At 70.8% G+C, this 20,300-nt stretch carries 23 protein-coding genes; 11 read left to right on the top strand and 12 right to left on the bottom strand.

Annotation, left to right across the window (positions count from 1 at the left end; genetic code table 11):
* The first annotated feature begins 42 nt into the window (after nucleotides 1-42).
* Both ACWEN0_RS01775 and ACWEN0_RS01780 read left to right on the top strand, forming a co-directional pair.
* A complete protein-coding gene (locus ACWEN0_RS01775) occupies nucleotides 43-633 on the top strand; it encodes an acid phosphatase (protein WP_451968008.1) in 591 nt (196 codons plus the stop codon).
* 1 nt (nucleotide 634) lies between these two features.
* Nucleotides 635-1,117: an N-acetyltransferase family protein gene (locus tag ACWEN0_RS01780; protein ID WP_451968010.1), complete on the top strand. Its 483-nt coding sequence runs from the start codon at nucleotides 635-637 to the stop codon at nucleotides 1,115-1,117.
* Nucleotides 1,118-1,127: 10 nt separating this feature from the next.
* Here the strand turns inward: ACWEN0_RS01780 and ACWEN0_RS01785 are convergent, their stop codons facing one another.
* Nucleotides 1,128-1,598: a hypothetical protein gene (locus ACWEN0_RS01785; RefSeq protein ID WP_451968012.1), complete on the bottom strand. Its 471-nt coding sequence runs from the start codon at nucleotides 1,596-1,598 to the stop codon at nucleotides 1,128-1,130.
* A 370-nt stretch (nucleotides 1,599-1,968) separates the two neighbouring features.
* Between ACWEN0_RS01785 and ACWEN0_RS01790 the strand changes: the two genes are divergently transcribed.
* Nucleotides 1,969-2,895, top strand: coding sequence for a diacylglycerol/lipid kinase family protein (locus tag ACWEN0_RS01790; protein ID WP_451969802.1), 927 nt, complete (start codon nucleotides 1,969-1,971; stop codon nucleotides 2,893-2,895).
* A gap of 273 nt (nucleotides 2,896-3,168) precedes the next feature.
* A complete protein-coding gene (locus tag ACWEN0_RS01795; RefSeq protein WP_072481920.1) occupies nucleotides 3,169-3,423 on the top strand; it encodes a WhiB family transcriptional regulator in 255 nt (84 codons plus the stop codon).
* Between the two features lie 360 nt (nucleotides 3,424-3,783).
* Here the strand turns inward: ACWEN0_RS01795 and ACWEN0_RS01800 are convergent, their stop codons facing one another.
* Nucleotides 3,784-5,304, bottom strand: a complete 1,521-nt coding sequence (locus ACWEN0_RS01800; protein WP_451968014.1) for a sensor histidine kinase — start codon at nucleotides 5,302-5,304, stop codon at nucleotides 3,784-3,786.
* Nucleotides 5,305-5,308: 4 nt separating this feature from the next.
* Entirely contained in the window at nucleotides 5,309-5,521 is a 213-nt protein-coding gene (locus tag ACWEN0_RS01805; RefSeq protein ID WP_451968016.1) for a biotin/lipoyl-binding carrier protein, read from the bottom strand.
* A 100-nt stretch (nucleotides 5,522-5,621) separates the two neighbouring features.
* Here ACWEN0_RS01805 and ACWEN0_RS01810 point away from each other — a divergent pair, with 100 nt between their 5' ends.
* Entirely contained in the window at nucleotides 5,622-5,696 is a 75-nt protein-coding gene (locus ACWEN0_RS01810) for a 50S ribosomal protein bL37 (RefSeq protein WP_370444718.1), read from the top strand.
* 63 nt (nucleotides 5,697-5,759) lie between these two features.
* On the opposite strand, the gene rsrA is transcribed toward ACWEN0_RS01810, so the two are convergent.
* Complete coding sequence (gene rsrA, locus ACWEN0_RS01815) at nucleotides 5,760-6,080, bottom strand: mycothiol system anti-sigma-R factor (RefSeq protein WP_257918242.1); 321 nt, start codon at nucleotides 6,078-6,080, stop codon at nucleotides 5,760-5,762.
* A complete protein-coding gene (locus ACWEN0_RS01820; protein ID WP_257918241.1) occupies nucleotides 6,077-6,700 on the bottom strand; it encodes a sigma-70 family RNA polymerase sigma factor in 624 nt (207 codons plus the stop codon). Before ACWEN0_RS01820 ends, rsrA begins: the two co-directional genes overlap by 4 nt.
* Nucleotides 6,701-6,893: 193 nt before the next feature.
* On the opposite strand from ACWEN0_RS01820, the gene ybaK reads away from it, so the two are divergent.
* Entirely contained in the window at nucleotides 6,894-7,370 is a 477-nt protein-coding gene (gene ybaK / locus ACWEN0_RS01825) for a Cys-tRNA(Pro) deacylase (RefSeq protein ID WP_451968018.1), read from the top strand.
* A 13-nt stretch (nucleotides 7,371-7,383) separates the two neighbouring features.
* On the opposite strand, the gene ACWEN0_RS01830 is transcribed toward ybaK, so the two are convergent.
* Together ACWEN0_RS01830 and ACWEN0_RS01835 are read right to left on the bottom strand one after the other, a co-directional pair.
* Nucleotides 7,384-7,992 carry an alpha/beta hydrolase family protein gene (locus ACWEN0_RS01830; protein ID WP_451968020.1) on the bottom strand — a complete coding sequence of 203 codons (609 nt, stop codon included), beginning with the start codon at nucleotides 7,990-7,992 and terminating at the stop codon, nucleotides 7,384-7,386.
* The gene (locus ACWEN0_RS01835) at nucleotides 7,989-8,747 is read right to left on the bottom strand and encodes an SOS response-associated peptidase (RefSeq protein WP_451968022.1); all 759 of its coding nucleotides are present in this window, start codon (nucleotides 8,745-8,747) and stop codon (nucleotides 7,989-7,991) included. Before ACWEN0_RS01835 ends, ACWEN0_RS01830 begins: the two co-directional genes overlap by 4 nt.
* A gap of 110 nt (nucleotides 8,748-8,857) precedes the next feature.
* On the opposite strand from ACWEN0_RS01835, the gene rsgA reads away from it, so the two are divergent.
* The 3 genes from rsgA to ACWEN0_RS01850 all read left to right on the top strand — a co-directional run bounded on the left by rsgA (nucleotide 8,858) and on the right by ACWEN0_RS01850 (nucleotide 11,685).
* Nucleotides 8,858-9,880: a ribosome small subunit-dependent GTPase A gene (rsgA, locus tag ACWEN0_RS01840; RefSeq protein ID WP_451968024.1), complete on the top strand. Its 1,023-nt coding sequence runs from the start codon at nucleotides 8,858-8,860 to the stop codon at nucleotides 9,878-9,880.
* 101 nt (nucleotides 9,881-9,981) lie between these two features.
* Nucleotides 9,982-10,866: a hypothetical protein gene (locus ACWEN0_RS01845; protein WP_451968026.1), complete on the top strand. Its 885-nt coding sequence runs from the start codon at nucleotides 9,982-9,984 to the stop codon at nucleotides 10,864-10,866.
* A gap of 69 nt (nucleotides 10,867-10,935) precedes the next feature.
* Nucleotides 10,936-11,685 carry a hypothetical protein gene (locus ACWEN0_RS01850; RefSeq protein WP_451968028.1) on the top strand — a complete coding sequence of 250 codons (750 nt, stop codon included), beginning with the start codon at nucleotides 10,936-10,938 and terminating at the stop codon, nucleotides 11,683-11,685.
* Nucleotides 11,686-11,902: 217 nt separating this feature from the next.
* On the opposite strand, the gene ACWEN0_RS01855 is transcribed toward ACWEN0_RS01850, so the two are convergent.
* Both ACWEN0_RS01855 and ACWEN0_RS01860 read right to left on the bottom strand, forming a co-directional pair.
* Nucleotides 11,903-12,394: a DUF6912 family protein gene (locus ACWEN0_RS01855; RefSeq protein ID WP_451968030.1), complete on the bottom strand. Its 492-nt coding sequence runs from the start codon at nucleotides 12,392-12,394 to the stop codon at nucleotides 11,903-11,905.
* A complete protein-coding gene (locus ACWEN0_RS01860; protein WP_451968032.1) occupies nucleotides 12,391-13,797 on the bottom strand; it encodes a WS/DGAT/MGAT family O-acyltransferase in 1,407 nt (468 codons plus the stop codon). The genes ACWEN0_RS01855 and ACWEN0_RS01860 overlap by 4 nt, the downstream gene beginning before the upstream one ends.
* Nucleotides 13,798-13,831: 34 nt before the next feature.
* Here ACWEN0_RS01860 and ACWEN0_RS01865 point away from each other — a divergent pair, with 34 nt between their 5' ends.
* Nucleotides 13,832-14,593: a TrmH family RNA methyltransferase gene (locus ACWEN0_RS01865; RefSeq protein WP_451968034.1), complete on the top strand. Its 762-nt coding sequence runs from the start codon at nucleotides 13,832-13,834 to the stop codon at nucleotides 14,591-14,593.
* Nucleotides 14,594-14,596: 3 nt separating this feature from the next.
* Here the strand turns inward: ACWEN0_RS01865 and ACWEN0_RS01870 are convergent, their stop codons facing one another.
* Nucleotides 14,597-14,971, bottom strand: a complete 375-nt coding sequence (locus tag ACWEN0_RS01870) for an HAD-IA family hydrolase (RefSeq protein ID WP_451969803.1) — start codon at nucleotides 14,969-14,971, stop codon at nucleotides 14,597-14,599.
* Between the two features lie 231 nt (nucleotides 14,972-15,202).
* On the opposite strand from ACWEN0_RS01870, the gene ACWEN0_RS01875 reads away from it, so the two are divergent.
* Nucleotides 15,203-15,649 (top strand): Rv3235 family protein, encoded by a 447-nt coding sequence (locus ACWEN0_RS01875; protein WP_451968036.1) that lies wholly within the window; start codon nucleotides 15,203-15,205, stop codon nucleotides 15,647-15,649.
* A 161-nt stretch (nucleotides 15,650-15,810) separates the two neighbouring features.
* Here ACWEN0_RS01875 and secA read toward each other — a convergent pair whose 3' ends face one another.
* Nucleotides 15,811-18,699 (bottom strand): preprotein translocase subunit SecA, encoded by a 2,889-nt coding sequence (secA, locus tag ACWEN0_RS01880; RefSeq protein ID WP_451968038.1) that lies wholly within the window; start codon nucleotides 18,697-18,699, stop codon nucleotides 15,811-15,813.
* A 205-nt stretch (nucleotides 18,700-18,904) separates the two neighbouring features.
* A complete protein-coding gene (hpf, locus tag ACWEN0_RS01885) occupies nucleotides 18,905-19,591 on the bottom strand; it encodes a ribosome hibernation-promoting factor, HPF/YfiA family (RefSeq protein ID WP_451968040.1) in 687 nt (228 codons plus the stop codon).
* Nucleotides 19,592-20,300 lie beyond the last annotated feature (709 nt).

Genomic DNA, 20,300 nt, shown 5'->3' on the forward strand with positions numbered 1-20,300 from the left:
GACGACCTGCTGGCGCGCAAACCGCCGGATATATTCGCCCGCGTGGCGAACCGTCTCTTCCTCCTCCGGCACGGCCAGACCGAGTGGTCCCTGAACGGACGGCACACCGGCCGGACCGACATCCCGCTGACCCCGGCGGGCGAAGGCCAGGCGCTGGCCGCGGGCGGCACGCTCCGGAGCCTGGTCGGCGGGCCGTCGCTGGTGCTGTCGAGCCCGCGCGGACGGGCGCTGCGGACGGCCGAGCTGGCCGGCCTGCGCATCGACGAAGTCACCGAGGACCTCGCCGAGTGGGACTACGGCGACTACGAAGGCGTCACCACCGCGGAGATCCGCGAAACCGTGCCGGGCTGGACGGTCTGGACGCACCCGGTCCCCGGCGGCGAAAGCGCCGCGCAGGTGTCCGAGCGCGCGGACCGAGTCCTGGCCCGCGCGCGCGAGGACATCGAGGCCGGCGACGTGATCCTGGTCGGGCACGGGCACTTCAGCCGTGTGCTGGTGGCCCGCTGGATCGGCCTGCCCGCGACGTCCGGTGTCCACTTCGGACTCGACGCGGCCGGCATCGCGGTGCTCGGCGACGAGCGCGGCGAGCCCCAGATCGAACACCTCAACCTGCCACCCGCCCTGGAGGACTGACGTGCCCGACGACCGCATCCGCCGGATCAGACCCGACGACGTCGAGGCCGCCGTCGGCCTGGCGTACGCGCTGGCCGACTACGAGCGCGCCCCGGACGAGTGCCACCTGACCGCCCCGCAGCTGCACGAGGCGTTGTTCGGCGCCGCGCCCAAGCTGTTCGGGCACGTGGCCGAAGTGGACGGCGAAGTCGTCGGCTTCGCGGTGTGGTTCCTGAACTTCTCGACCTGGCGCGGCGTCCACGGGATCTACCTGGAGGACCTGTTCGTCCGCCCGGCCCACCGCGGGTCCGGCCTGGGCAAGGCGCTGCTGGCCGCACTGGCGGCGGAGTGCGTCGCGAACGGCTACGGCCGCCTCGAGTGGTCGGTGCTGGACTGGAACCCGGCGACGGAGTTCTACAAGGCGCTGGGTGCGGTGGCGATGGACGAGTGGACCGTCAACCGGCTCACCGACGAACCCCTGCGCGCCCTGGCCGCCCAGGCGTAGAAGAGCCGGTTCAGTCCTCTTCGCGGCCTTCGCGCTCGGCGCGGCGTCCGGCGAGACCGCCGCGCTCGGCGGCTTCTTCCTCGGACTCGCCTTCGCGCACGCCCAGCGCCCAGGCCCGCGAAGGGGCGCGGAACAGCAGCACCAGCGCGGCGATGCCGAACAGCGCGACCGGCACGCCCCACACCGGCTCGCCCGACGGGCCGAGCAGGTACCAGCCCAGCCCGACCACGATCAGCGCGATCACCACCCCGGGCGAGCGCGCCCACGTGTGGCCGAGCACGAGCCCCGCCGACGCGGCCAGGAACGCCAGCGCCACCACGATGAACGTGCCGGACTCGACGTAGACGTTGTTGCCCGGCTGCACGGCCGACCCCAGGCCGTTCACCAGCACGACCACCCCGAACACCAGCAGGGCGAGCGACGGCACCGCGGTGACCACGCCGGCCAGCCGGACCTCACGGGGAGCGGGCGAGAGCTTCACTGCGGCGGCCTTCCGGGGAACTGGTCGAGGTGCTTTGCGGGTGCACAGTGGACGCGACCAGGGCGGGTCACCGTGCGTGAGCCAATTCGATCGTATGCCACCCGGTCGGCCGTTTTCGCGAGACCGCCCGGGCACTGAGAATTCAAGGGTCGTCGATGAGCGGGCGGTCGGCCCGGGTGCACTTGTCACGACGAGCGGACACTCGCAGGCAAAGGAGGGCCGCCCGCCACAGGGTCTCGAAGGTCTGTCCCGAGGGGTCGCCGCCACCACTTCCGCACCGGTGCGCGCGGGCGGGTTCGCCACTGAGCTTCCCGTCACCTTGCGCGGCCGGAAGGTTCTCGGGTGCCCGGAAGTCACCTACCCTGCGGTAGTGCGCGCAATCCTCGTCGTGAACCCCCAGGCCACCTCGACCACCGCCGGTGGCCGGGACGTCCTGGCGCACGCGCTCGCCAGCCAGGTGAAGCTCGACGTGGTCGAAACGGACTACCGCGGGCACGCCATGGCCGTCGCGCGCTCGGCCGCGCGGGATGGGATCGACCTGGTCGTGGCCCACGGCGGCGACGGCACGGTCAACGAGGTCGTCAACGGCCTCCTGGCCGATTCCGATGGCGACCCGACCCAGATCGGCCGTATCCCGGCCTTGGGCGTCGTCCCCGGCGGCTCGGCCAACGTGTTCGCGCGCGCCCTCGGCATCTCGTCGGACCCCGTCGAAGCCACCCACCAGCTGCTCAGCGCGCTGGAGGGCGAGCGGTCGCGCCGGGTCGGGCTCGGCCTGGCCGACGGGCACTGGTTCACCTTCAACTCCGGCCTGGGCTGGGACGCCGACGTCGTCGGCCGGGTCGCGAAGCGCCGCGGCAAGCAGACCACCGCCGGCCTCTACATGCGGGCCGCCGTCCGCTCCTACTTCCGGCCGCCGCTGGGCCGGCCGGCCCTGACGATCCGCGTCCCGGGCGAGGAACCCGCCGAAGCGCTGACCGCTTTCGTGTCGAACACCGATCCGTGGAGCTACCTGGGCGAGCGTCCGGTCCACCTCAACCCGGGTTGCTCGTTCGAGACGGGATTGGGTCTGTTCGCGTTGAACGGTCTCGGGTTGCCCACGGTGTTCAAGCATGTACGCCGTGCTTTGGCTACGAAGAGCAACCAAAAAGGCAAACGTCTCGTGCGTCACGACGACCTGCCGATGATCCGCATCGACGCAGCTGAACCGGTAAACTTCCAGGTGGACGGCGACCTCGTCGGCCAGCGGACCAGGGTGGAATTCTTCAGCGTCCCGAATGCACTCACGGTAATCGTGTGACGACGGGACCACTGATCGCCTGCGGCAAAGTGCACTTTGCCGTTCGTCGACGCAGAACCTCCACTCACCGCATCAGCCTTCCCTTCGGCGGGCTGTTTCGGAGAGAAACCGCAGGTCAGAGGGGTCGCTCGGCCGGGTGACCTGACTCACCGATCTCCAAGAAACCCTTGTCGAAAGCGGTGCTTCGTGAAAGCATTCACAAGCACCCAAAAAAACGACCGCCATGACGACTGTGGCGCGGCCCTCCCGCGCCGTATGAAGGAGCTCACGAACATGGACTGGCGCCACGACGCGGCCTGCCGAGACGAGGACCCCGAGCTGTTCTTCCCGGTGGGAACCAGCGGTCCTGCTCTGTCGCAGGTAGCGCAGGCGAAGGCCGTGTGCCACCGCTGCACCGTTGCTTCCGACTGCCTGGCCTGGGCTTTGGCCAGTGGCCAGGACGCCGGCGTGTGGGGCGGTATGAGCGAGGACGAGCGACGCGCGCTCAAGCGCCGCCGTACGCACATCGGCACGCGTACCAACGCCTGACATTTACGTAGCAGCACCAGGACCGCGGAAGAAAATCTCCCGGCAGGCACCTCTGTGCCACGCCGTCTGGGGCGATACCTACCCGGTCCGAGCTTAACAAGCGAGGCGAAACCACCTGGCGACGGGTGTCGTGAACCCTCACCAGGGCTTTCGAAGTCCTCCCGCGAAGCGCTGAACGGCCCGGCACCTCTGCACCAGGTGCCGGGCCTTCATCGTGTCGACCCCCCAATCACGCGTGATGCCCCTCCAATCACGCGTGATGCCTCCCCAAACACACGTGATGCCCGCCCGATCACGCCGCCGCGGCGGGAATGCCCCCGTTCGAACAGGGGCAAACCACCCGTTCGGGCAGGCGGAACGTCAAAGGCGACGCGAAAGCGGGATGCGCAACGCAGCTTCCGTCCCCGTCACCCGGGTCGACGACGCCTCCGTCCGCACCTTCCGCAGCGAAAGCGACCCCCGCAGCTCGGACTCCACCAGCGTCCGCACGATCTGCAGACCCAGCCCGTCCGAACGCTCCAGCGAGAACCCCGACGGCAGCCCGCGGCCGTTGTCGCGGATCACGACGTCCAGCCAGCGCGCCGAACGCTCCACGATCAGCTCGACCTTGCCCGACCGGCCCGCCGGGAACGCGTGCTCGACGGCGTTCTGCACCAGCTCGGCCAGCACCATCACCAGCGGCGTCGCGATCTCCGCGACGACCACCCCGAACGAGCCCGTCCGCTTCAGCCCGACCTGCGACTCCGCCGTCGCGACCTCGCCGACCATCGGCAGCACGTTGTCGAGCAGCTTGTCGAGGTCGACGCGCTCGTCCACCGAGATGGACAGCGCCTCGTGCACCAGCGCGATCGACGTCACCCGGCGCACCGACTCGGCCAGCGCGAGCCGCGCCTCCTCCGACGTCGTCCGCCGGGACTGCAGGCGCAGCAGGGCCGCGACCGTCTGCAGGTTGTTCTTCACCCGGTGGTGGATCTCCCGGATCGTCGCGTCCTTCGACAGCAGCGCCCGGTCACGCCGCTTGACTTCGGTGACGTCGCGGACCAGCACCAGCGCGCCCGCCGCCTGCCCGGCCGGCCGCAGCGGCAGCGCGCGGAACAGCACCACCGCGCCGCGCCGCGAGTCGGCCTCCGTGCGGCTCGACGGCTTCCCGTCGAGGGCCTCGATGATCCGGTGGGACACCTCGGTCGCGTCGAACGGGTCGCGGATCAGCGACCGCGTCAACGGCGCCAGGCGCGTCCCGACCAGGTCGGACTCGTGCCCCATCCGGTGGTAGGCGGACAGGCCGTTCGGGCTGGCGAACACGACCGTGCCGCTCGAGTCGAGCCGGATCAGGCCGTCCCCCACCCGCGGCGACGTGTGCGTGTCGGTCGCGTTGCTGCCGCTCGGCGGGAACGTGCCGTCGACGATCATCTGGCACAGGTCGCCGGCGCTGCCCAAGTACGCGATCTCCAGCGGCGAGGGCACCCGAGGCGCGGCCAGGTTCGTCTCGCGGCTCATCACGGCGATGACGTCGTCGTGGAAGCGCACCGGGATCGCTTCGCGCCGCATCGGCAGGTCGCGGTACCAGTGCGGGTCCTCTTCGCGGCAGATCCGCACTTCGCGCATGGCCTTGGCCAGCTGCGGGTGCTCGTCCACGGTGAACCGCGTGCCGACGACGTCCTCGGGGTGCGCGGTGGGCGCCGTCGTCGGCCGCGCGTGCGCGACGCAGACGAAGTCGCCGCCGTCGGGCTGCAGCTCCTCGGTGACCGGGACCCAGAGCAGGAAGTCGGCGAAGGACAGGTCGGCCAGCAGCTGCCACTCGGCGACGACGGTCTGCAGGTGGTCCGCGGCCTCCCCGGGGAGTCCGGTGTTGTCGGCGAGCAGTTCGGCGAGGGTCGACACGGCGTTACTCGACCACCCCGAGCAGGTCGCCCTGCTGGACCCGGTCACCCTTCGCCACCGCGAGGCTGGTCAGCGTGCCGGCCTGCTCGCTCACGGCGGGCAGCTCCATCTTCATCGACTCCAGGATCAGCACGGTGTCGCCGGCGGCCAGCGCGGCGCCCGGCCGTGCGACGACCTGCAGCACGGTGCCGACCATTTCGGCCCTGATCTCGCCCATCGACACCCTCCTCGCGCCCGGCTCGCCCACCCCATCCAACCAGAACGGGACGTCATGACACACTTGAGAGGTTGACCAGCTTTGACGACGAGGAGTGAACATGTCGAAGCGCGCCCGCAAGCGTCGCAGCCGGAAGAAGAACGCCGCGAACCACGGCGGCAAGCCCAACTCCTGAGCCTGCGCCGGCACGCAAAAGGCCCCCGCACCGAAGTGCGGGGGCCTTTATCGTGCTCGGGCGCTATTCGGACCGCTGCTCGAGGGTGATCTCGGTGCGTTCCACGGTGACGCCGCCGCGCGTGGCGACGGTCTGGCGGATCGACGCGCGCAGCCGGCTCTTCAGCTCGGCCGGGGCGTGGTCACCGCCGCACTTGCGGGCCAGCAGCTGCTTGATGTGCTCGTCGATGCCGTACTCCTCGAGGCACGGCGGGCAGTCGTCGATGTGGGCGCGCAACGCGGCGTCCCGCTCGGGGCTGCACTCGCGGTCGAGGAGCAGGTAGATGTCGGCGAGCGCCTCTTCGCAGCGGACCTTGTCCGACGCGCCCTCGCACATGTCGTTCATCGCCCGGCCACCTCCTCCTTGGCCCCCCGGATGAAACCGCGTTCACGGGCGACGTCGGCGAGCAGGTCGCGCAGCTGGGCGCGGCCGCGGTGCAGGCGGGACATCACGGTGCCGATGGGCGTGTCCATGATCTCGGCGATCTCCTTGTACGCGAAGCCCTCGACGTCGGCCAGGTAAACGGCCAGCCGGAACTCCTCGGGCAGCTTCTGCAGCGCGGCCTTCACATCGGTGTCGGGCAGGTTGTCCATCGCCTCGACCTCGGCCGACCGGAGCCCGCTGGAGGTGTGGCTCTCCGCCTTGGCGATCTGCCAGTCGGTGATCTCCTCGGTGGGCTGCTGCACCGGCTGCCGCTGCCGCTTGCGGTAGCCGTTGATGTAGGTGTTGGTCAGGATGCGGTACATCCACGCCTTGAGGTTCGTGCCCGCCTTGAAGGAGGCGAACGCGGCGTAGGCCTTCAGGTAGGTCTCCTGGACCAGGTCCTCGGCATCGGCGGGGTTGCGGGTCATCCGCATCGCGGCCGAGTACAGCTGGTCGAGCAGCGGCATCGCGTCCCGCTCGAAGCGCTCGGCGCGCTCGGCCTCGGTCGCTTCTTCCGACGCTGGGTTCTGCGTGCTCGGCAAACCGTTCCCTTCCCGCTCGGCGTCGATGCGCGTACGCGCATACGGCAGACCCGAGTTTACGCGGGGGCCGGGCACACCGCGGTTCGCCGGGGCCTCAGGGCGGCGACGGCTGCGAGAGCGTGTGGTGGCGAGCGTTGTGGTCACGCCCGGTACAACCGATCGGGGGGTGCGCGCATTCCCTAGACTCCGGCCCATGGCTGGCAAGGGCACCCCGGCGACAGCGTTGTTGGGCAAGCGGAAAGTGGCCCACACGCTGCACGCGTACGACCACGACCCGCGCGCGGAGTCGTACGGGCTGGAGGCGGTGGAGGCCCTCGGCCTCGACCGCGCGCGCGTGTTCAAGACCCTGGTGGCGGACGTCGACGGCCGCCTCGTCGTGGGTGTGGTCCCGGTCACGGGCCAGCTGGACCTGAAGGCCCTGGCGGCCGCCGCGGGCGGCAAGAAGGCCAAGATGGCCGACCCGGCGGCGGCCCAGCGGGCGACCGGGTACGTGCTGGGCGGCATCTCGCCCCTGGGTCACCGGAGCCGGCTGCCGGTGGTGATCGACGTCTCGGCTTCGCAGTTCGAGACGGTGTTCTGCTCGGCCGGCCGAAGGGGTCTCGAGGTGGAGCTGGCCCCGGCCGACCTGATCGAGCTGACGGCCGCCGTGGTGGCGGCGATCGCGGCCTGACCTGCGGTTCGGGTCAGGCCAGCGGGCGCAACACGCGGGACAGCCATTCCGTCGCCGCCCGCGAGACCGTCTCCAGGTCCTTGCCCAGGCTGTGGTCGCCGTCCACCAGGACCAGCTCCTGGTGGGGGCCCGGCTTCGGGCGGCCGAACGGGTCGCGCTCGCCCTGGATGACCAGGGTCGGGACCTCGACCGCGTCGAACTCCGGCTGGCGCGTCTTCTCCGGCCGGCCCGGTGGGTGCTCCGGGAACGCCAGGCAGAGCACCGCCACCGCCTGGCCCGCGGACGCCGTCCGGCAGGCCACCCGCGCGCCCGAGGACCGGCCGCCGAACACGAACGGCAGGCCGTCGAAGCGTTCCGACAGCTCGTCCGCGATCGTCAGCCAGGCCGCGTCCAGCTGGTTCGCCGGGGCCGGGGCGCGGCGGCCCGCCACCTTGTACGGCTGCTCCACCAGGGCCACGTGCACGCCGGCCGCCTGGGCCGCGCGCGTCACCGCCACCAGGTCCTTCGCGCCCAGGCCACCGCCCGCGCCGTGGCCCAGCATGAGGACCGCCGTGCCCTCCTCGGCGCAGTGGAGGTAGACCCTGGCCAGGCCGTGCGCGGTGTCGATCTTGAGCGCGGTCATGACTGCGGCACGTCGAAGAGAGCACCCTCTTGAGCTGGGTCGACGCGCTCCAGCAGCTCGGGCCCGTTGTTGCGGACGTTGTTCACCAGCGTCGAAATCGGCCGCAGCTCCAGCGACGCGACGATGTCGTCCGGCGTCGGGACCAGCAGGTCCTTGATGTCCTCGCGGTCCGGGTCCAGCCACCCGTCCCAGTGCGCCTTCGGCACGATCAGCGGCATCCGGTGGTGGACGTCGGTGAGCTGGCCCGCCGCGTCGGTCGTGATGATCGAGAACGTGATCAGCGGCGACGCGTTGTCGTCGTCCTTCGGCCGCCAGCTCTCCCAGATCCCGCCGAACGCGATCGACGAGCCGTCCGGCTCCGTCATGTAGAACGGTTCCTTCTCCTTGCCGGTGCGGCGCCACTCGAACCAGCCGTCCGCGGGCACCAGGCAGCGGCGCGACACCAGCGCGCGGCGGAAGGCGGGCTTCTCGGCGGCCGTCTCGGCGCGGGTGTTGATCATCCGCGAGCCGACCGACGGGTCCTTGGCCCAGAACGGCACCAGGCCCCACTTCATCATCCGCAGCGAGCGCACGGCGGGCTCGTCCTCGAGGACCTGGCCCTCGTCGTCGCGCGGGTGCCGCTGCACGACCGTGACGACGTTCTTCGTCGGCGCGACGTTGTGGTCGGCGCGCGCGTGGCCCTCGGTGAGGTCGATCGCGTCGAACTCTTCGATCAGCTTCGCCGGGTCCTTCGTGGCGGCGTAGCGCCCGCACATGGGCCAACCTCCTCCGCGGGACAGGACGCCATCGTTACACGCAGGCCAGGGCCGTGGCGAGCGGCATGGGATCATTCGGGTGGGCATCGGCGCACGGGAGGACGACGGGTTTGGCGCGCAACGACTGGAGCAAGCTGGACGAGTCCGACGTCCGCGTGCGTCCGGGCAAGGGCACCCGGCCCCGCAGCAAGCGCCGTCCCGAGCACGCCGACGCCGTCAACGCCATGGTCATCGGCAAGGACCGCGGGCGCTGGACCTGCGCGGTCGACGCCGATCCGGAGCGGGTGGTCACCGCGATGCGGGCCCGCGAGATGGGCCGGACGCCGGTGGTGGTCGGCGACCGGGTCGGGATCGTCGGCGACGTCTCCGGCAAGCCGGACACCCTCGCGCGCATCGTCCGCGTCGACGAGCGCACCAGCTCGCTCCTGCGCACGGCCGACGACACCGACCCGTACGAACGGCTGGTCGTCGCCAACGCCGAGCGCCTGCTGATCGTCACCGCGCTCGCCGACCCGCCGCCGCGCACCGGCTTCATCGACCGCTGCCTGGTCGCCTGCTACGCGGGTGGCGTCGAGCCCGTGCTCTGCCTGACGAAAGCCGACCTGGCCAGCCCGGACGAGCTCCTGGCGGGCTACGCGGGCCTCGACATCCCGGCCATCGTGACGCGGTACGACGAGGAGCCCGAAGGCCTCGCCGAGATGCTGAAAGACCGCGTGACGGCCTTGGTCGGCCACTCCGGTGTCGGCAAGTCGACTTTGGTGAACCGCCTGGTTCCGGACGCCGACCTGGCCGTCGGCGTGGTGAGCGGGGTCGGGAAGGGGCGCCACACGTCCGTCGCCGCGGTCGCGCTGCCGCTGCCGGACGGCGGCTGGGTGATCGACACCCCGGGCGTCCGGTCGTTCGGGCTGGCCCACGTCACCGCGGACGACATCGTCGACGCCTTCGAGGAGTTCGCCGAAGCCGCCGAGGAGTGCCCGTCGGGTTGCGGGCACCTCGGGCCGCCCGAGGATCCGGACTGCGCGCTCGACGACGTCGTCACCGAGGGCCGCGCGAGTGCCGAGCGGCTCGCGTCGCTGCGGCGGCTGCTGGCGTCTCGCGGCGGCCACGATGTGACTCGCACCACAGAGCCTTGAGACAACCGGGAACCGACACCGGACCGTCACCGTCTCAGTGGTAACTATTCGCCCGTTCGGGCGATATGCCGAACGGAAGATCCGAATCTGAGGGGAACTACATGCGCAAGACCACCTTGGTCGCCGCGGGCGCCGCGCTGGTGCTGACGCTGACGGCGTGCAGCAACTCCGGCACCGCCCAGCCGGCCGCCGCGGGCAACCAGCAGCAGGCGAACGGCGGCAGCGGCCTCGCCTCGCCGTTCACGGACGCGATCCAGCTGGCGTCGGCGTCCAAGCAGGGCACCGAGAAGTCCAAGTCGGCGAAGTTCACCATGGAGGGCTCGGCCGGCGGCCAGACCCTCAGCGCCAGCGGCGCGATGGCCTTCGACGGCGCGAACACCAAGTTCTCGATGACCATGACCGCGGCCGGCGAGACGACCGAGATGCGCATGGTCGACAAGGTCATGTACATCAAGCTGCCCGCCGACCAGGCGAAGCAGATGGGCACGGACAAGTCGTGGGCCAAGATCTCGGCCGACGGCACCGACCCGATCTCGCAGGCGATGGGCGCCGCGATGTCGCAGTCGGCGGAGCAGAGCGACCCGAGCAAGATCCTCGACCAGGTGTCGAAGGCGGGCCGGATCATCTCGTCCGACCAGACCGAGCTGAACGGCCAGCAGGTCAACCACTACAAGGTCGAGCTGGACGTCGCCAAGGCCATCGACCAGTTCACCGGCCAGGTCCCGGCCGCGCAGCGCGACAAGCTCACCGAGATGCTCAAGGGCAAGGACCTCAAGATCCCGGCCGAGCTGTGGCTGGACAAGGACAACCTGCCGGTGCAGGTCACCATGGACCAGGGCCCGATGATGCAGGCGATGGGCGCGCCGGCCGGCGACGCGAAGTTCACCATGAAGTACAGCGACTGGGGCACCCAGGTCGACGTGACGGCCCCGCCGGCCGAGCAGGTCGTCGACCTCGGCGAGCTGATGAAGAAGGCCGGTCGCTGACCGGACGACGCTGAGTAGCAGCGGCTCCCCCGAACGGGTTCGGGGGAGCCGCTGTGTTTTTGTTGCGCCATGCGCAGAACCGTCGTCGTGCTGCTGGCCCTGCTCGTCGGCGCGTGCTCCAGCCCGCCGCCACCGCCGTCGTTCACCGACGCGCGGACGCTGGCCGACGCCGCGACGGCGGCCACCACGAGCGGCGGCTCGGCGAAGTTCGCCACGGACGTCGCCGTCGGTTCGGTCCGGTCGAAGAGCCAGGGCCAGGCGAAGTTCGGCGCGGGCGGGACGGCGCAGGTGATGACGACGGACTTCGTCGGCGAGCCGATGGAACTGCGGCAGGTCGCCGGGAAGCTGTACGCGAAGGTCCCGGAGGGCTCGCGCGACGAAGTCGGCGCCGGCAAGCCGTGGGTGACGGTCGCGGCGGACGGCAGCGACCCGTTCTCGCAGGTGCTGGGCGGCAGCCTGGCGCAGCTGGCGGCGCAGAACGACCCGGCCCACACGCTGGGCGAGGTCCGGACGGCGGGCTCGATCGTCTCGGCCGAGCGCACCGACCTCGACGGGGTGGCCGCGGAGCACTACCGCGTCGACCTGGACCTGGCCCGGCTGGGCACCGACCTGCCGGCGGGCCTGTCGGCCGACTCGGCCGGTCAGCTCGGCGGCAAGTTCCCCCTGCAGCTGTGGCTCGACGGCACGCACCGGCCGTTGCAGATCGTCCTGGACCTTTCGCCGATCCTGCAGGGCTCCGAAGCGCGGATCACGACGCGCTACAGCGACTGGGGTGTCCCGGCGGACATCCAGCCGCCGCCCCCGGGCGAGGTGGGCTAGTCACGATTCGCCGGGACGCCTCGTCCGGCTCGGATGGTCGGGCGGCCGTTCCGAGATCGGACTGGTTCACGGAGGACTGAGCCGGGTGGCCGCCGCCACCACCAAGACACCCCCGCCACTCCCAGGGGGGCGTGCCCTGGTCCAGTCTATCGGCCACCCCTGACGGAAAGCCCCGCTGTCCCCAGGTTGTCCACAGGCCTCTCCCCCTGTGGACAACTCAGAGCAGCTCCAGCAGGAACGGCAGTTCCTGCGGCGCGTACCAAGCCAGTTCGTGGTCCTCGGCGTCGCCCAGGGTGAACTCCGCGTCCGGGTCGCCGAGGTCTGCCGCGTCGATCACCGCCGCTGCCGCCGCTACCGCGTCCGCTGCCTCGGCCGCGTCCACGTGGATCGCCGCCACCGCCTTCAGGGGGATCGGGCCGCCGATGCGGACCACCGGGGCGTCCAGGTCCGGGCGCAGCGTCACGCCCTCGACGTCCGCCGAGACCACCACCCGGCGCGGCTCGCCCTTCTCCTCCGCCGCGATCAAGCGCAGCGATGCGCGGGCCGCGTCCAGCAGGGCCGCGTACTCCAGCTCCTCGTCCGTGCCGCTCACGTACGCCTCGCGCAAGGCGGGCGTCAGCGCGAACGCCGTTCCGCTGCGGGCGCGGAACTCCCCCGACGATTCGAGGTCGCGAAGCATCGCGATGGTCGCAGGCAGATAGACCCTCACCAGTGCGCACCCTTCAGCTCTTCCAGGGACTCTTCGATCATCCCGGCCACGAGGTCGACGTCGAACGCGGCCTTGCGGTCGCCGTTGAGTCCGAAGTAGACGCCGCCGTGGTAAGACGTCACCCCGATCGCCAGCGCCTGGGTGCGCATCAGCGGCATGACCGGGAACATCTCGACCAGTCTGGCCTCTCCCGCGTACATCGGCACCTGCGGGCCCGGTGAATTGGTCACCATGACGTTGAAGATGCGCCCGGACAGCGACCCCGCCGCTCGCGCGCCGAGCGAATGGAGCGTAGCCGGGGCGAACCCGCCGACCTTGAGCAGCCCGCGCGCCGCCACCGGGCGGCCGGAGTCCAGGTGCTCGGCCATCGCGTGCCCGACGTGCTGCAGCCGCAGCACCGGGTTGGGCTCGCCCACCGGCAGGTCCACCAGGTACGCGGCGACCTGGTTGCCGACCAGCGCCGGCGTCGAGTACTCGGCCGTCTCCGCGTCGCGGACCGCCAGCGGCACCAGCGCGCGGACCGTCGCGTTCGGGGTCAGGGGTTCCTCGCGCGAAAGCAGCCACTCGCGCAGCGCGCCGGTGATCGCGGCGAGGACGACGTCGTTGACCGTGCCGCCGTGCGCCGCGCGGATCTTGCGGAAGTCCTCCAGCCGGGTGCGCACCACCGAGAACACGCGGCCGCCGGACACCCGGACGTTCAGCGGCCCGGTCGGCGCCGGGTGCACCAGCGTGCGCAGGGTCGACGCCACCCCGCCGACGGTCTCGGCGAACTTGCCCGCCGCCGCGAACGCGTCGTTCGCCGCCGAGCGGACGTTCTCCACCACCTCGCCCGGGCGCTGGACGCCTTCGCTGACCGCGTCCAGCACCAGCTGGGTCCGGCTGGGCTCGCGCCGCGGCGTCCAGATGTCCTCGAACGGCTCCGGCTCGGCCGGCGTCGGGTCGAGGATGAGCTGGCCGAGCTCGATCGTGCCGACACCGTCCACAACGGACTGGTGGGTCTTGGTCACCAGCGCGACGCGGTCGCCGGCCAGCCCTTCGATGAAGTACGCCTCCCAGAGCGGCCGCTCCGGCGCCAGCCGCCGCGACATCAGCCGCGCGACCAGGTCGAACAGCTGCTCGTCGCTGCCCGGCTGCGGCAGCGCCGAGCGCCGGACGTGGTAGTTCAGGTCGAAGTCGACGTCGTCCACCCACACCGGCCGCGCCAGGTGCCCCGGCACCTCGAGCACGCGCTGGCGGTAGCGCGGCAGGTACGCCAGCCGCGCCCCGACGAGGTCGAGCAGCTGCGCGTAGCTGAACCCGGACCGCGGCCGTTCGAAGATCGCCACCCCGCCGACGTGCATCGGGCTCGCGTGGTCCTCGACGTAGAGGAACGAGGCGTCCAGCGCGGAAAGGCGGTCGGGCATGAGCCGATCGTTGCACAGTGCGAGACTGCCCGGTGTGGGTGATGAGTCGACGATCTCGCCGAAAGACCGTTTTTTGACCGTCTACGGCCGGAAGCCGGTGCTGGAGGCGCTGGCCGACGACGGCCTGCGGGTGGACAAGGTCATCCTGGCCGACACCGCCCGCGGCCCCGGCGCGGCCGAGATCCAGCGCGCGGCGAAGGCCGCCGGCGTGCCGGTGCAGCGCGCCAGCGCCCACCGCGTCAAGGTCCTCGCCGGCAACGGCAAGCAGGACCAGGGCGTGCTCGCCGACGTCGTCGCGCCGCGGATGCGCGCGCTCGCCTCGGCGCTGGACGACCGGCGGCCGCCGTCCCGGGTGCTGCTGCTCGACGGCATCACCACGCCCGCGAACGTCGGCATGATCCTGCGCACGGCGACGGCCGCCGGGCTCGACGGCGTCATCGTGCCGCGCCGGGGCGTCGCGGCGCTGGACCCGCTCGTCGTCAAGGCGTCGGCCGGGGTCGCGTTCCGCGCGCCGGTGCTGCGCTGCGGCTCGGCCCGCGAGGCCGCCGAAATGCTCACCGAAGCGGGCTACGGCCTGTTCGCGCTGGGGGCCTCGGCGAAGGCGACGGTGTTCGACGTCGACCTGCCGCAGCGCGCCGCGTTCGTGCTCGGCGGTGAGACGGGCGGGGTCGGCGCGGACGTCGGCGAGCTCGTCACGGAATGGGTGTCGATTCCGATGCCGGGTGACGTCGAGTCGCTGAACGTCTCGGCAGCGGCGGCGGTCTTGTCGTTCGAATTGGTCCGCCGGGGCCGCTGACGTTCACGGTTCCGGGAACAGGGCGCCGAGCTCGGTGAGCGTTTCGTCGACCGACCGGTGGTGCACGCCGACCATGCCCGCCTCGACGGCGCCGCGGATGTTCGCGGCGGAGTCGTCGACGAACGCGCAGCGCGTGGCGGGCAGCCCGAGCCGCTCGGCCGCGATCAGGTAGACCGCCGGATCCGGTTTGGCGACCCCGACCTCCCCGGAAAACACGAGGGCGTCGAAATAGTCGAGCATCGTGTTCTTGACCTCGGCCGACGCCCCGGGGGCGTTCGACAGGAGGGCGGTGCGGACGCCTCGCTCGCGCGCGGTCAGCAGGTAGTCGTAGAAGCGGCCGGCGTCGGGATCCGTGAGAACTCCGGCGAAATCGACCAATAACCCCTTCAGCACCCGGCACACCATAGCCGGGGCGCCGACGCGTTGTCTCGCATGACGCAACAAAGAGCCGGGTGATTACCGCACGTGCGCACGCGAATCCACGGGTTCGGTGACTCTTTCCCGAATCGGGCGATTCCCGTGGCCTTTTGACCCGGTTCGGCCCTCTAAGCGGTGGAGGCGGCGAAATGCCGCGGCCGGGGAGGGGAGGAAATGATCGAGGAACACCGCGTGAGAACGCTGACGCAGTGCGAAGCGGCGCGTCGTGCCGAACGGCCGTCGACGGTGGTCCCGCAGGGCCACCGCCGGGGCGACGCCCGCTGGCCGGTGCCGAGGAAGCTCGAGGCGAGCGAGGTGAACCACCTGCTGAACATGCTGCTGGAGGCCTACGACGGCCGCCGCCCGCTGCCGCAGATCCGCGGGCTGGTGGGGCCGGAGGTCTACGCCGGGCTGGCCGGGCCACGCCCGATCCGGCGGCGGCACCGGCTGTGCCCGGTCCACACGTGCACGCCGGTGCCGGGGGTGGTGGAGGCGTGCGCCCGCGTGGAGGCGGACGGCCGGTCGTTCGCGCTGGCGGCCCGCTTCACCCGAACGCCGTCGGGCTGGCAGTGCGTGCGCTTCGCGCTGTTGAAGCCGCGGCGGACGGCCCAGCCACAGCGTCGGCGGGCGGCGGCGTGAGAAAGGCAGGTTCGACGCGCTCCCCGCCTCCCGAGCCGGGCGGCCCGACTGTGGCGTTAGGACACACCTGACGCCACAGTGGACGCGTCCGTCTCGTCGCCCGCGACCACAAAAGAAGGGGCGCGCACGGAATCCCGTGCGCGCCCCTCCTCCGGGTCACGTCAGCGACGCGGGCCCTTCTTGCCCTTCTTCGACGCGTCGCGCTGGGCGGCACGGCGCTCACGCCGCGTGCCGCCGGCACCACCCGCGGACTGGTCGGAGCCATCGCTGTGGGACTCGACCTCGCCGTCCTCACCCGGGCCGGACAGCGTCATGCCGGACTGCTGGCCACCGCCGCCGAGGCCCTTGCCGCGCAGCGCGGCCGGGACGGACTCGGCGTCGGTCGTCGGCGGCTGCGGCGGTGCCGGGCGCGCGTGGCGCCCTTCCGAAGCCTGGCCGTTGCCGTTGCCCGAAGCGACGCCCGTGGGCAGCGCGGCGGCCTCCTCGGCCGGCGGCGCCTCGGCCCGCTCGACCTGCAGGTTGAACAGGAAGCCGACGGCTTCCTCCTTCAGCGAGTCGAGCATCGCGCGGAACATGTCGAAGCCCTCGCGCTGGTACTCGATCAGCGGGTCGCGCTGCGCGAGCGCCCGCATGCCGATGCCCTGCTTGAGGTAGTCCATCTCGTAGAGGTGCTCGCGCCACTTGCGGTCGAGGACCGTCAGCATCACCTGGTGCTCCAGGGTCCGCATGCCCTCCGGGCCGACGAGCGCGTTGATCTCCTCTTCGCGCTTGTCGTAGGCGTTGCGCGCGTCCTGCAGCAGCGCCTCGCGCAGGCCGTCCGCGTCGAGGTCGCCGTCCTCCACCAGGTCGTCCCAGTCGAGGCTGACCGGGTAGAGCTGCTTCAGCGCCGTCCAGAGCTTCTCGTGGTCCCAGTCCTCGGAGTAGCCGCTGGAGGTCGCACCGTCCACATAGGCGTTGACGACGTCCTCGAGCATGCCCTCGATCTGGTCGCGCAGGTTCTCGCCGGCGAGGACGCGGTGGCGCTCGGCGTAGATCACCTTGCGCTGCTCGTTCATGACCTCGTCGTACTTGAGGACGTCCTTGCGCTGCTCCATGTTGATCTGCTCGACCTGGGTCTGCGCGCTCTTGATGGCCTTGGAGACCATCTTGTGCTCGATCGGCACGTCGTCGGGCAGCCGCATGGTCGTCATGACGCGCTCGACCATGGTCGCGTTGAAGCGGCGCATGAGCTCGTCACCGAGCGAGAGGTAGAAGCGGGACTCGCCCGGGTCGCCCTGACGGCCGGACCGGCCGCGGAGCTGGTTGTCGATGCGGCGCGACTCGTGCCGCTCGGTACCCAGCACGTAGAGCCCGCCGGCCTCGCGGACCTCCTCGGCCTCGGCCTTCGACTCGGCCTTGACCTGCTCCAGGACCTCGGGCCACGCGGCCTCGTACTCCTCGGAGTGCTCGACCGGGTCCAGGCCGCGCTCGCGCAGCACCTGGTCGGCGATGAGGTCCGGGTTGCCGCCGAGCACGATGTCGGTACCGCGGCCCGCCATGTTCGTGGCGACCGTGACGGCGCCCTTCTGGCCCGCGCGGGCGACGATCAGCGCCTCGCGGTCGTGGTGCTTCGCGTTCAGCACCTCGTGCGGCACGCTCAGCTTCACCAGCAGCTTCGACAGGTGCTCGGACTTCTCGACGCTCGTCGTGCCGACCAGGACCGGCTGGCCCTTCTCGTGCCGCTCGGCGATGTCCTCGGCGACGGCTTCGAACTTGGCCTGCTCGGTCTTGTAGATCAGGTCGGCCTGGTCGACGCGGATCATCGGCCGGTTCGTCGGGATCGGCACCACACCCAGCTTGTAGGTCTGGTGGAACTCGGCGGCCTCGGTCTCGGCCGTACCGGTCATGCCGGACAGCTTGTCGTACAGGCGGAAGTAGTTCTGCAGCGTGATCGTGGCGAGCGTCTGGTTCTCGGCCTTGATCTCGACCTTTTCCTTGGCCTCGATCGCCTGGTGCATGCCCTCGTTGTAGCGGCGGCCGACCAGGATGCGCCCGGTGAACTCGTCGACGATCATGACTTCGCCGTTGCGGACGATGTAGTCCTTGTCCTTGTGGAAGAGCTCCTGGACCTTCAGCGCGTTGTTCAGGTACCCGACCAGCGGGGTGTTCGCGGCCTCGTACAGGTTCTCGATGCCCAGCTGGTCCTCGACGAACCGGACGCCCTTCTCCGTGACGGCGACGGTGCGCTTCCGCTGGTCGACCTCGTAGTGGTACTTCGAGTTGATCAGGTTCGTCTTCTCGGTGCGCTCGCGCGACCCCATCGTGGTGGTGTCGATGCCCTGCATCAGCGGGGCGAGGCGGGCGAACTCGACGTACCAGCGCGAGGACTGGTCGGCCGGGCCGGAGATGATCAGCGGCGTCCGGGCCTCGTCGATGAGGATCGAGTCCACCTCGTCGACGACGGCGAAGTTGTGCCCGCGCTGCACGCAGTCGTCGAGGCTCCACGCCATGTTGTCGCGCAGGTAGTCGAAGCCGAACTCGTTGTTCGTGCCGTAGGTGATGTCGGCGTTGTACTGGGCGCGCCGGACGTCCGGCTGCTGCTCCGACAGGATCACGCCGACCTCGAGGCCGAGGAAGCGGTGGATGCGGCCCATCCACTCCGAGTCGCGCTTGGCGAGGTAGTCGTTCGTCGTGACGACGTGCACGCCCTTGCCGGGGATGGCGTTCAGGTAGGCCGGCAGGACGCAGGTCAGCGTCTTGCCCTCACCGGTCTTCATCTCGGCGACCTGGCCGAGGTGCAGCGCGGCGCCGCCCATCAGCTGCACGTCGAAGTGGCGCTGGCCGAGCACCCGCTTGGCCGCCTCCCGGACGACCGCGAAGGCCTCCGGCAGCAGTTCGTCGAGGGACTCGCCCTCGCCGTTGCGCTTGCGGAACTCGTCGGTCTTGGCCCGCAGCTCGGCGTCGGTCAGGTCCTTGACGTCGTCTTCGAGGGTGTTGATGTGATCGGCGATGTTGCGCAGCCGCTTCACCATCTTGCCCTCACCCGCGCGGAGCAGGCGGTTCAGCACCATCCGGTCGACCTCACTAGCTGATCATGAGTGCGCCCAGGCCGGTCCCAGGCAGGTTTTCCCGTGGCGGCGGCCGTGGTCGGCGCCACCTTCCCACCCCATCGTAGGGAACGGTGGGCGTCGTGTGCACACGCCGTACGTCCTGACATGCGGAAGGCCCGCACGCGAGCCGCGTGCGGGCCTTCCGGCAGGCCTCCTTAAGACCGGCTCAGCCGAGCCGGATCACGCCGTAGTCGAAGCCTTTCCGCCGGTAGACCACGCTGGGCCGGCCCGCGTCGGAGTCGTTGAAGAGGTAGAAATCGTGGCCGACCAGCTCCATCTCGTAGAGAGCCTGGTCCACCGTCATGGGCTCCGCGGTGTGCTGCTTCTCGCGAACGACGCGACCGGGCTGGTGACCGAGGTCGTCGTCGGCCCAGCTCTGCTGCTGGGGCAGGTGTATCTCTTCGGCACTCGCGAAGCCGTTCGTCTGCGGTTCGGCTTCGGGTGCGTCCAACACCGCGGTCCGCGCGGCGGGACTGGCTGCGGCCGGGGATCCGCCACCCGGCAGCGCAGAGGTCGCTTCGGCGACCGATTCCGGGCGGCTGCGCCCGTAGTGCACGCGCCTCCGGTCGTGCGTCCTCCGCAGCCGGTTCTCCAGCTTGGTGACTGCGGAATCGAGCGCTGCGTAGAAGTCGGCGGCACACGCTTCTGCGCGTACGGCCGGGCCCCGCCCCTTTCCGGTGATTTCGACGCGCTGGCAGCTCTTGGCCTGGCGCCGGTTGGGTTCGTGGAACAGCTCCACGTCGTACCGGATGACTTTCCTGTCGTAGCGCTCGAGGCGGGCCAGCTTTTCGCTGACAAGCGCCCGGTAGTGGTCGGGCACCTCCACGTTGCGGCCCTTTACGACGATGTCCATACACGACCTCCCTCGCTTCGAAGACTGCGAGCTGTTGAGTTCACACACGGCGCCGGTATTGCGGGGACGGAAGCCCGGATCGCGGGCTGAGAAGGAACTCGGGGCGGACCACGACGTCTCGTGCCGGTGCCCGAACGCGGACTCAGCGCACCTCCGGCGCCAGGGACATGGGCTCGTCACCTCCCTGCCTGCGGGGATTGCTGATTGCGGAGCACGTTAGCTTCCTCACGCCCGTTACAACAGCCCCCGAGCCGGGGGATGTCGAGGAATGAGACTCCGTCACCCCGCGCAGTGAGCGGAGGGTGAACACCAGAAAACACCCGCTGGTCGGACGCGGCGCGAAGACCGCGCTTTCACACGGACGGCGCATCGCCGCCCCACGCTGGACGCCGAGGGTGACGGCCCCGCCCACCGCAGCCGCCACCCCGGTGGAGTGGCGCGGCGGCCGAGTGGTCTTGATCGACACCCTCATGCCCGGACAACGGGCGCGGGCGTTCTCGCGTTCCCGGCCGATGTCACTCGTGTAGGTGACGGGCGGGTCACCCGGGCGTTGGTGGAGTCAGGGGTTCGGGGGTGGCCGGGGTTCGTGTGGTGACGGAGTTGCGGTTGTGGCGTGTGGGTTTCACGGGATTCGCGATGCGAGCCGTTGCGGGCGACCGCTTCAAAGCCCGCATTGCATCGAGCGCAACGGAGTCCCCCACGGCGCGCA

The organism is Amycolatopsis sp. NPDC004378 (assembly GCF_053602455.1).

Bases quoted from the DNA above. Each gene is read 5' to 3' on its own strand.
- ACWEN0_RS01795 (WP_072481920.1), top strand. From the start codon at position 3,169: ATGGACTGGCGCCACGACGCGGCCTGCCGAGACGAGGACCCCGAGCTG.
- ACWEN0_RS01805 (WP_451968016.1), bottom strand. From the start codon at position 5,521: ATGGGCGAGATCAGGGCCGAAATGGTCGGCACCGTGCTGCAGGTCGTC.
- rsrA (WP_257918242.1), bottom strand. From the start codon at position 6,080: ATGAACGACATGTGCGAGGGCGCGTCGGACAAGGTCCGCTGCGAAGAG.
- ybaK (WP_451968018.1), top strand. From the start codon at position 6,894: ATGGCTGGCAAGGGCACCCCGGCGACAGCGTTGTTGGGCAAGCGGAAA.
- ACWEN0_RS01830 (WP_451968020.1), bottom strand. From the start codon at position 7,992: ATGACCGCGCTCAAGATCGACACCGCGCACGGCCTGGCCAGGGTCTAC.
- ACWEN0_RS01835 (WP_451968022.1), bottom strand. From the start codon at position 8,747: ATGTGCGGGCGCTACGCCGCCACGAAGGACCCGGCGAAGCTGATCGAA.
- ACWEN0_RS01845 (WP_451968026.1), top strand. From the start codon at position 9,982: ATGCGCAAGACCACCTTGGTCGCCGCGGGCGCCGCGCTGGTGCTGACG.
- ACWEN0_RS01850 (WP_451968028.1), top strand. From the start codon at position 10,936: ATGCGCAGAACCGTCGTCGTGCTGCTGGCCCTGCTCGTCGGCGCGTGC.
- ACWEN0_RS01860 (WP_451968032.1), bottom strand. From the start codon at position 13,797: ATGCCCGACCGCCTTTCCGCGCTGGACGCCTCGTTCCTCTACGTCGAG.
- secA (WP_451968038.1), bottom strand. From the start codon at position 18,699: ATGGTGCTGAACCGCCTGCTCCGCGCGGGTGAGGGCAAGATGGTGAAG.
- hpf (WP_451968040.1), bottom strand. From the start codon at position 19,591: ATGGACATCGTCGTAAAGGGCCGCAACGTGGAGGTGCCCGACCACTAC.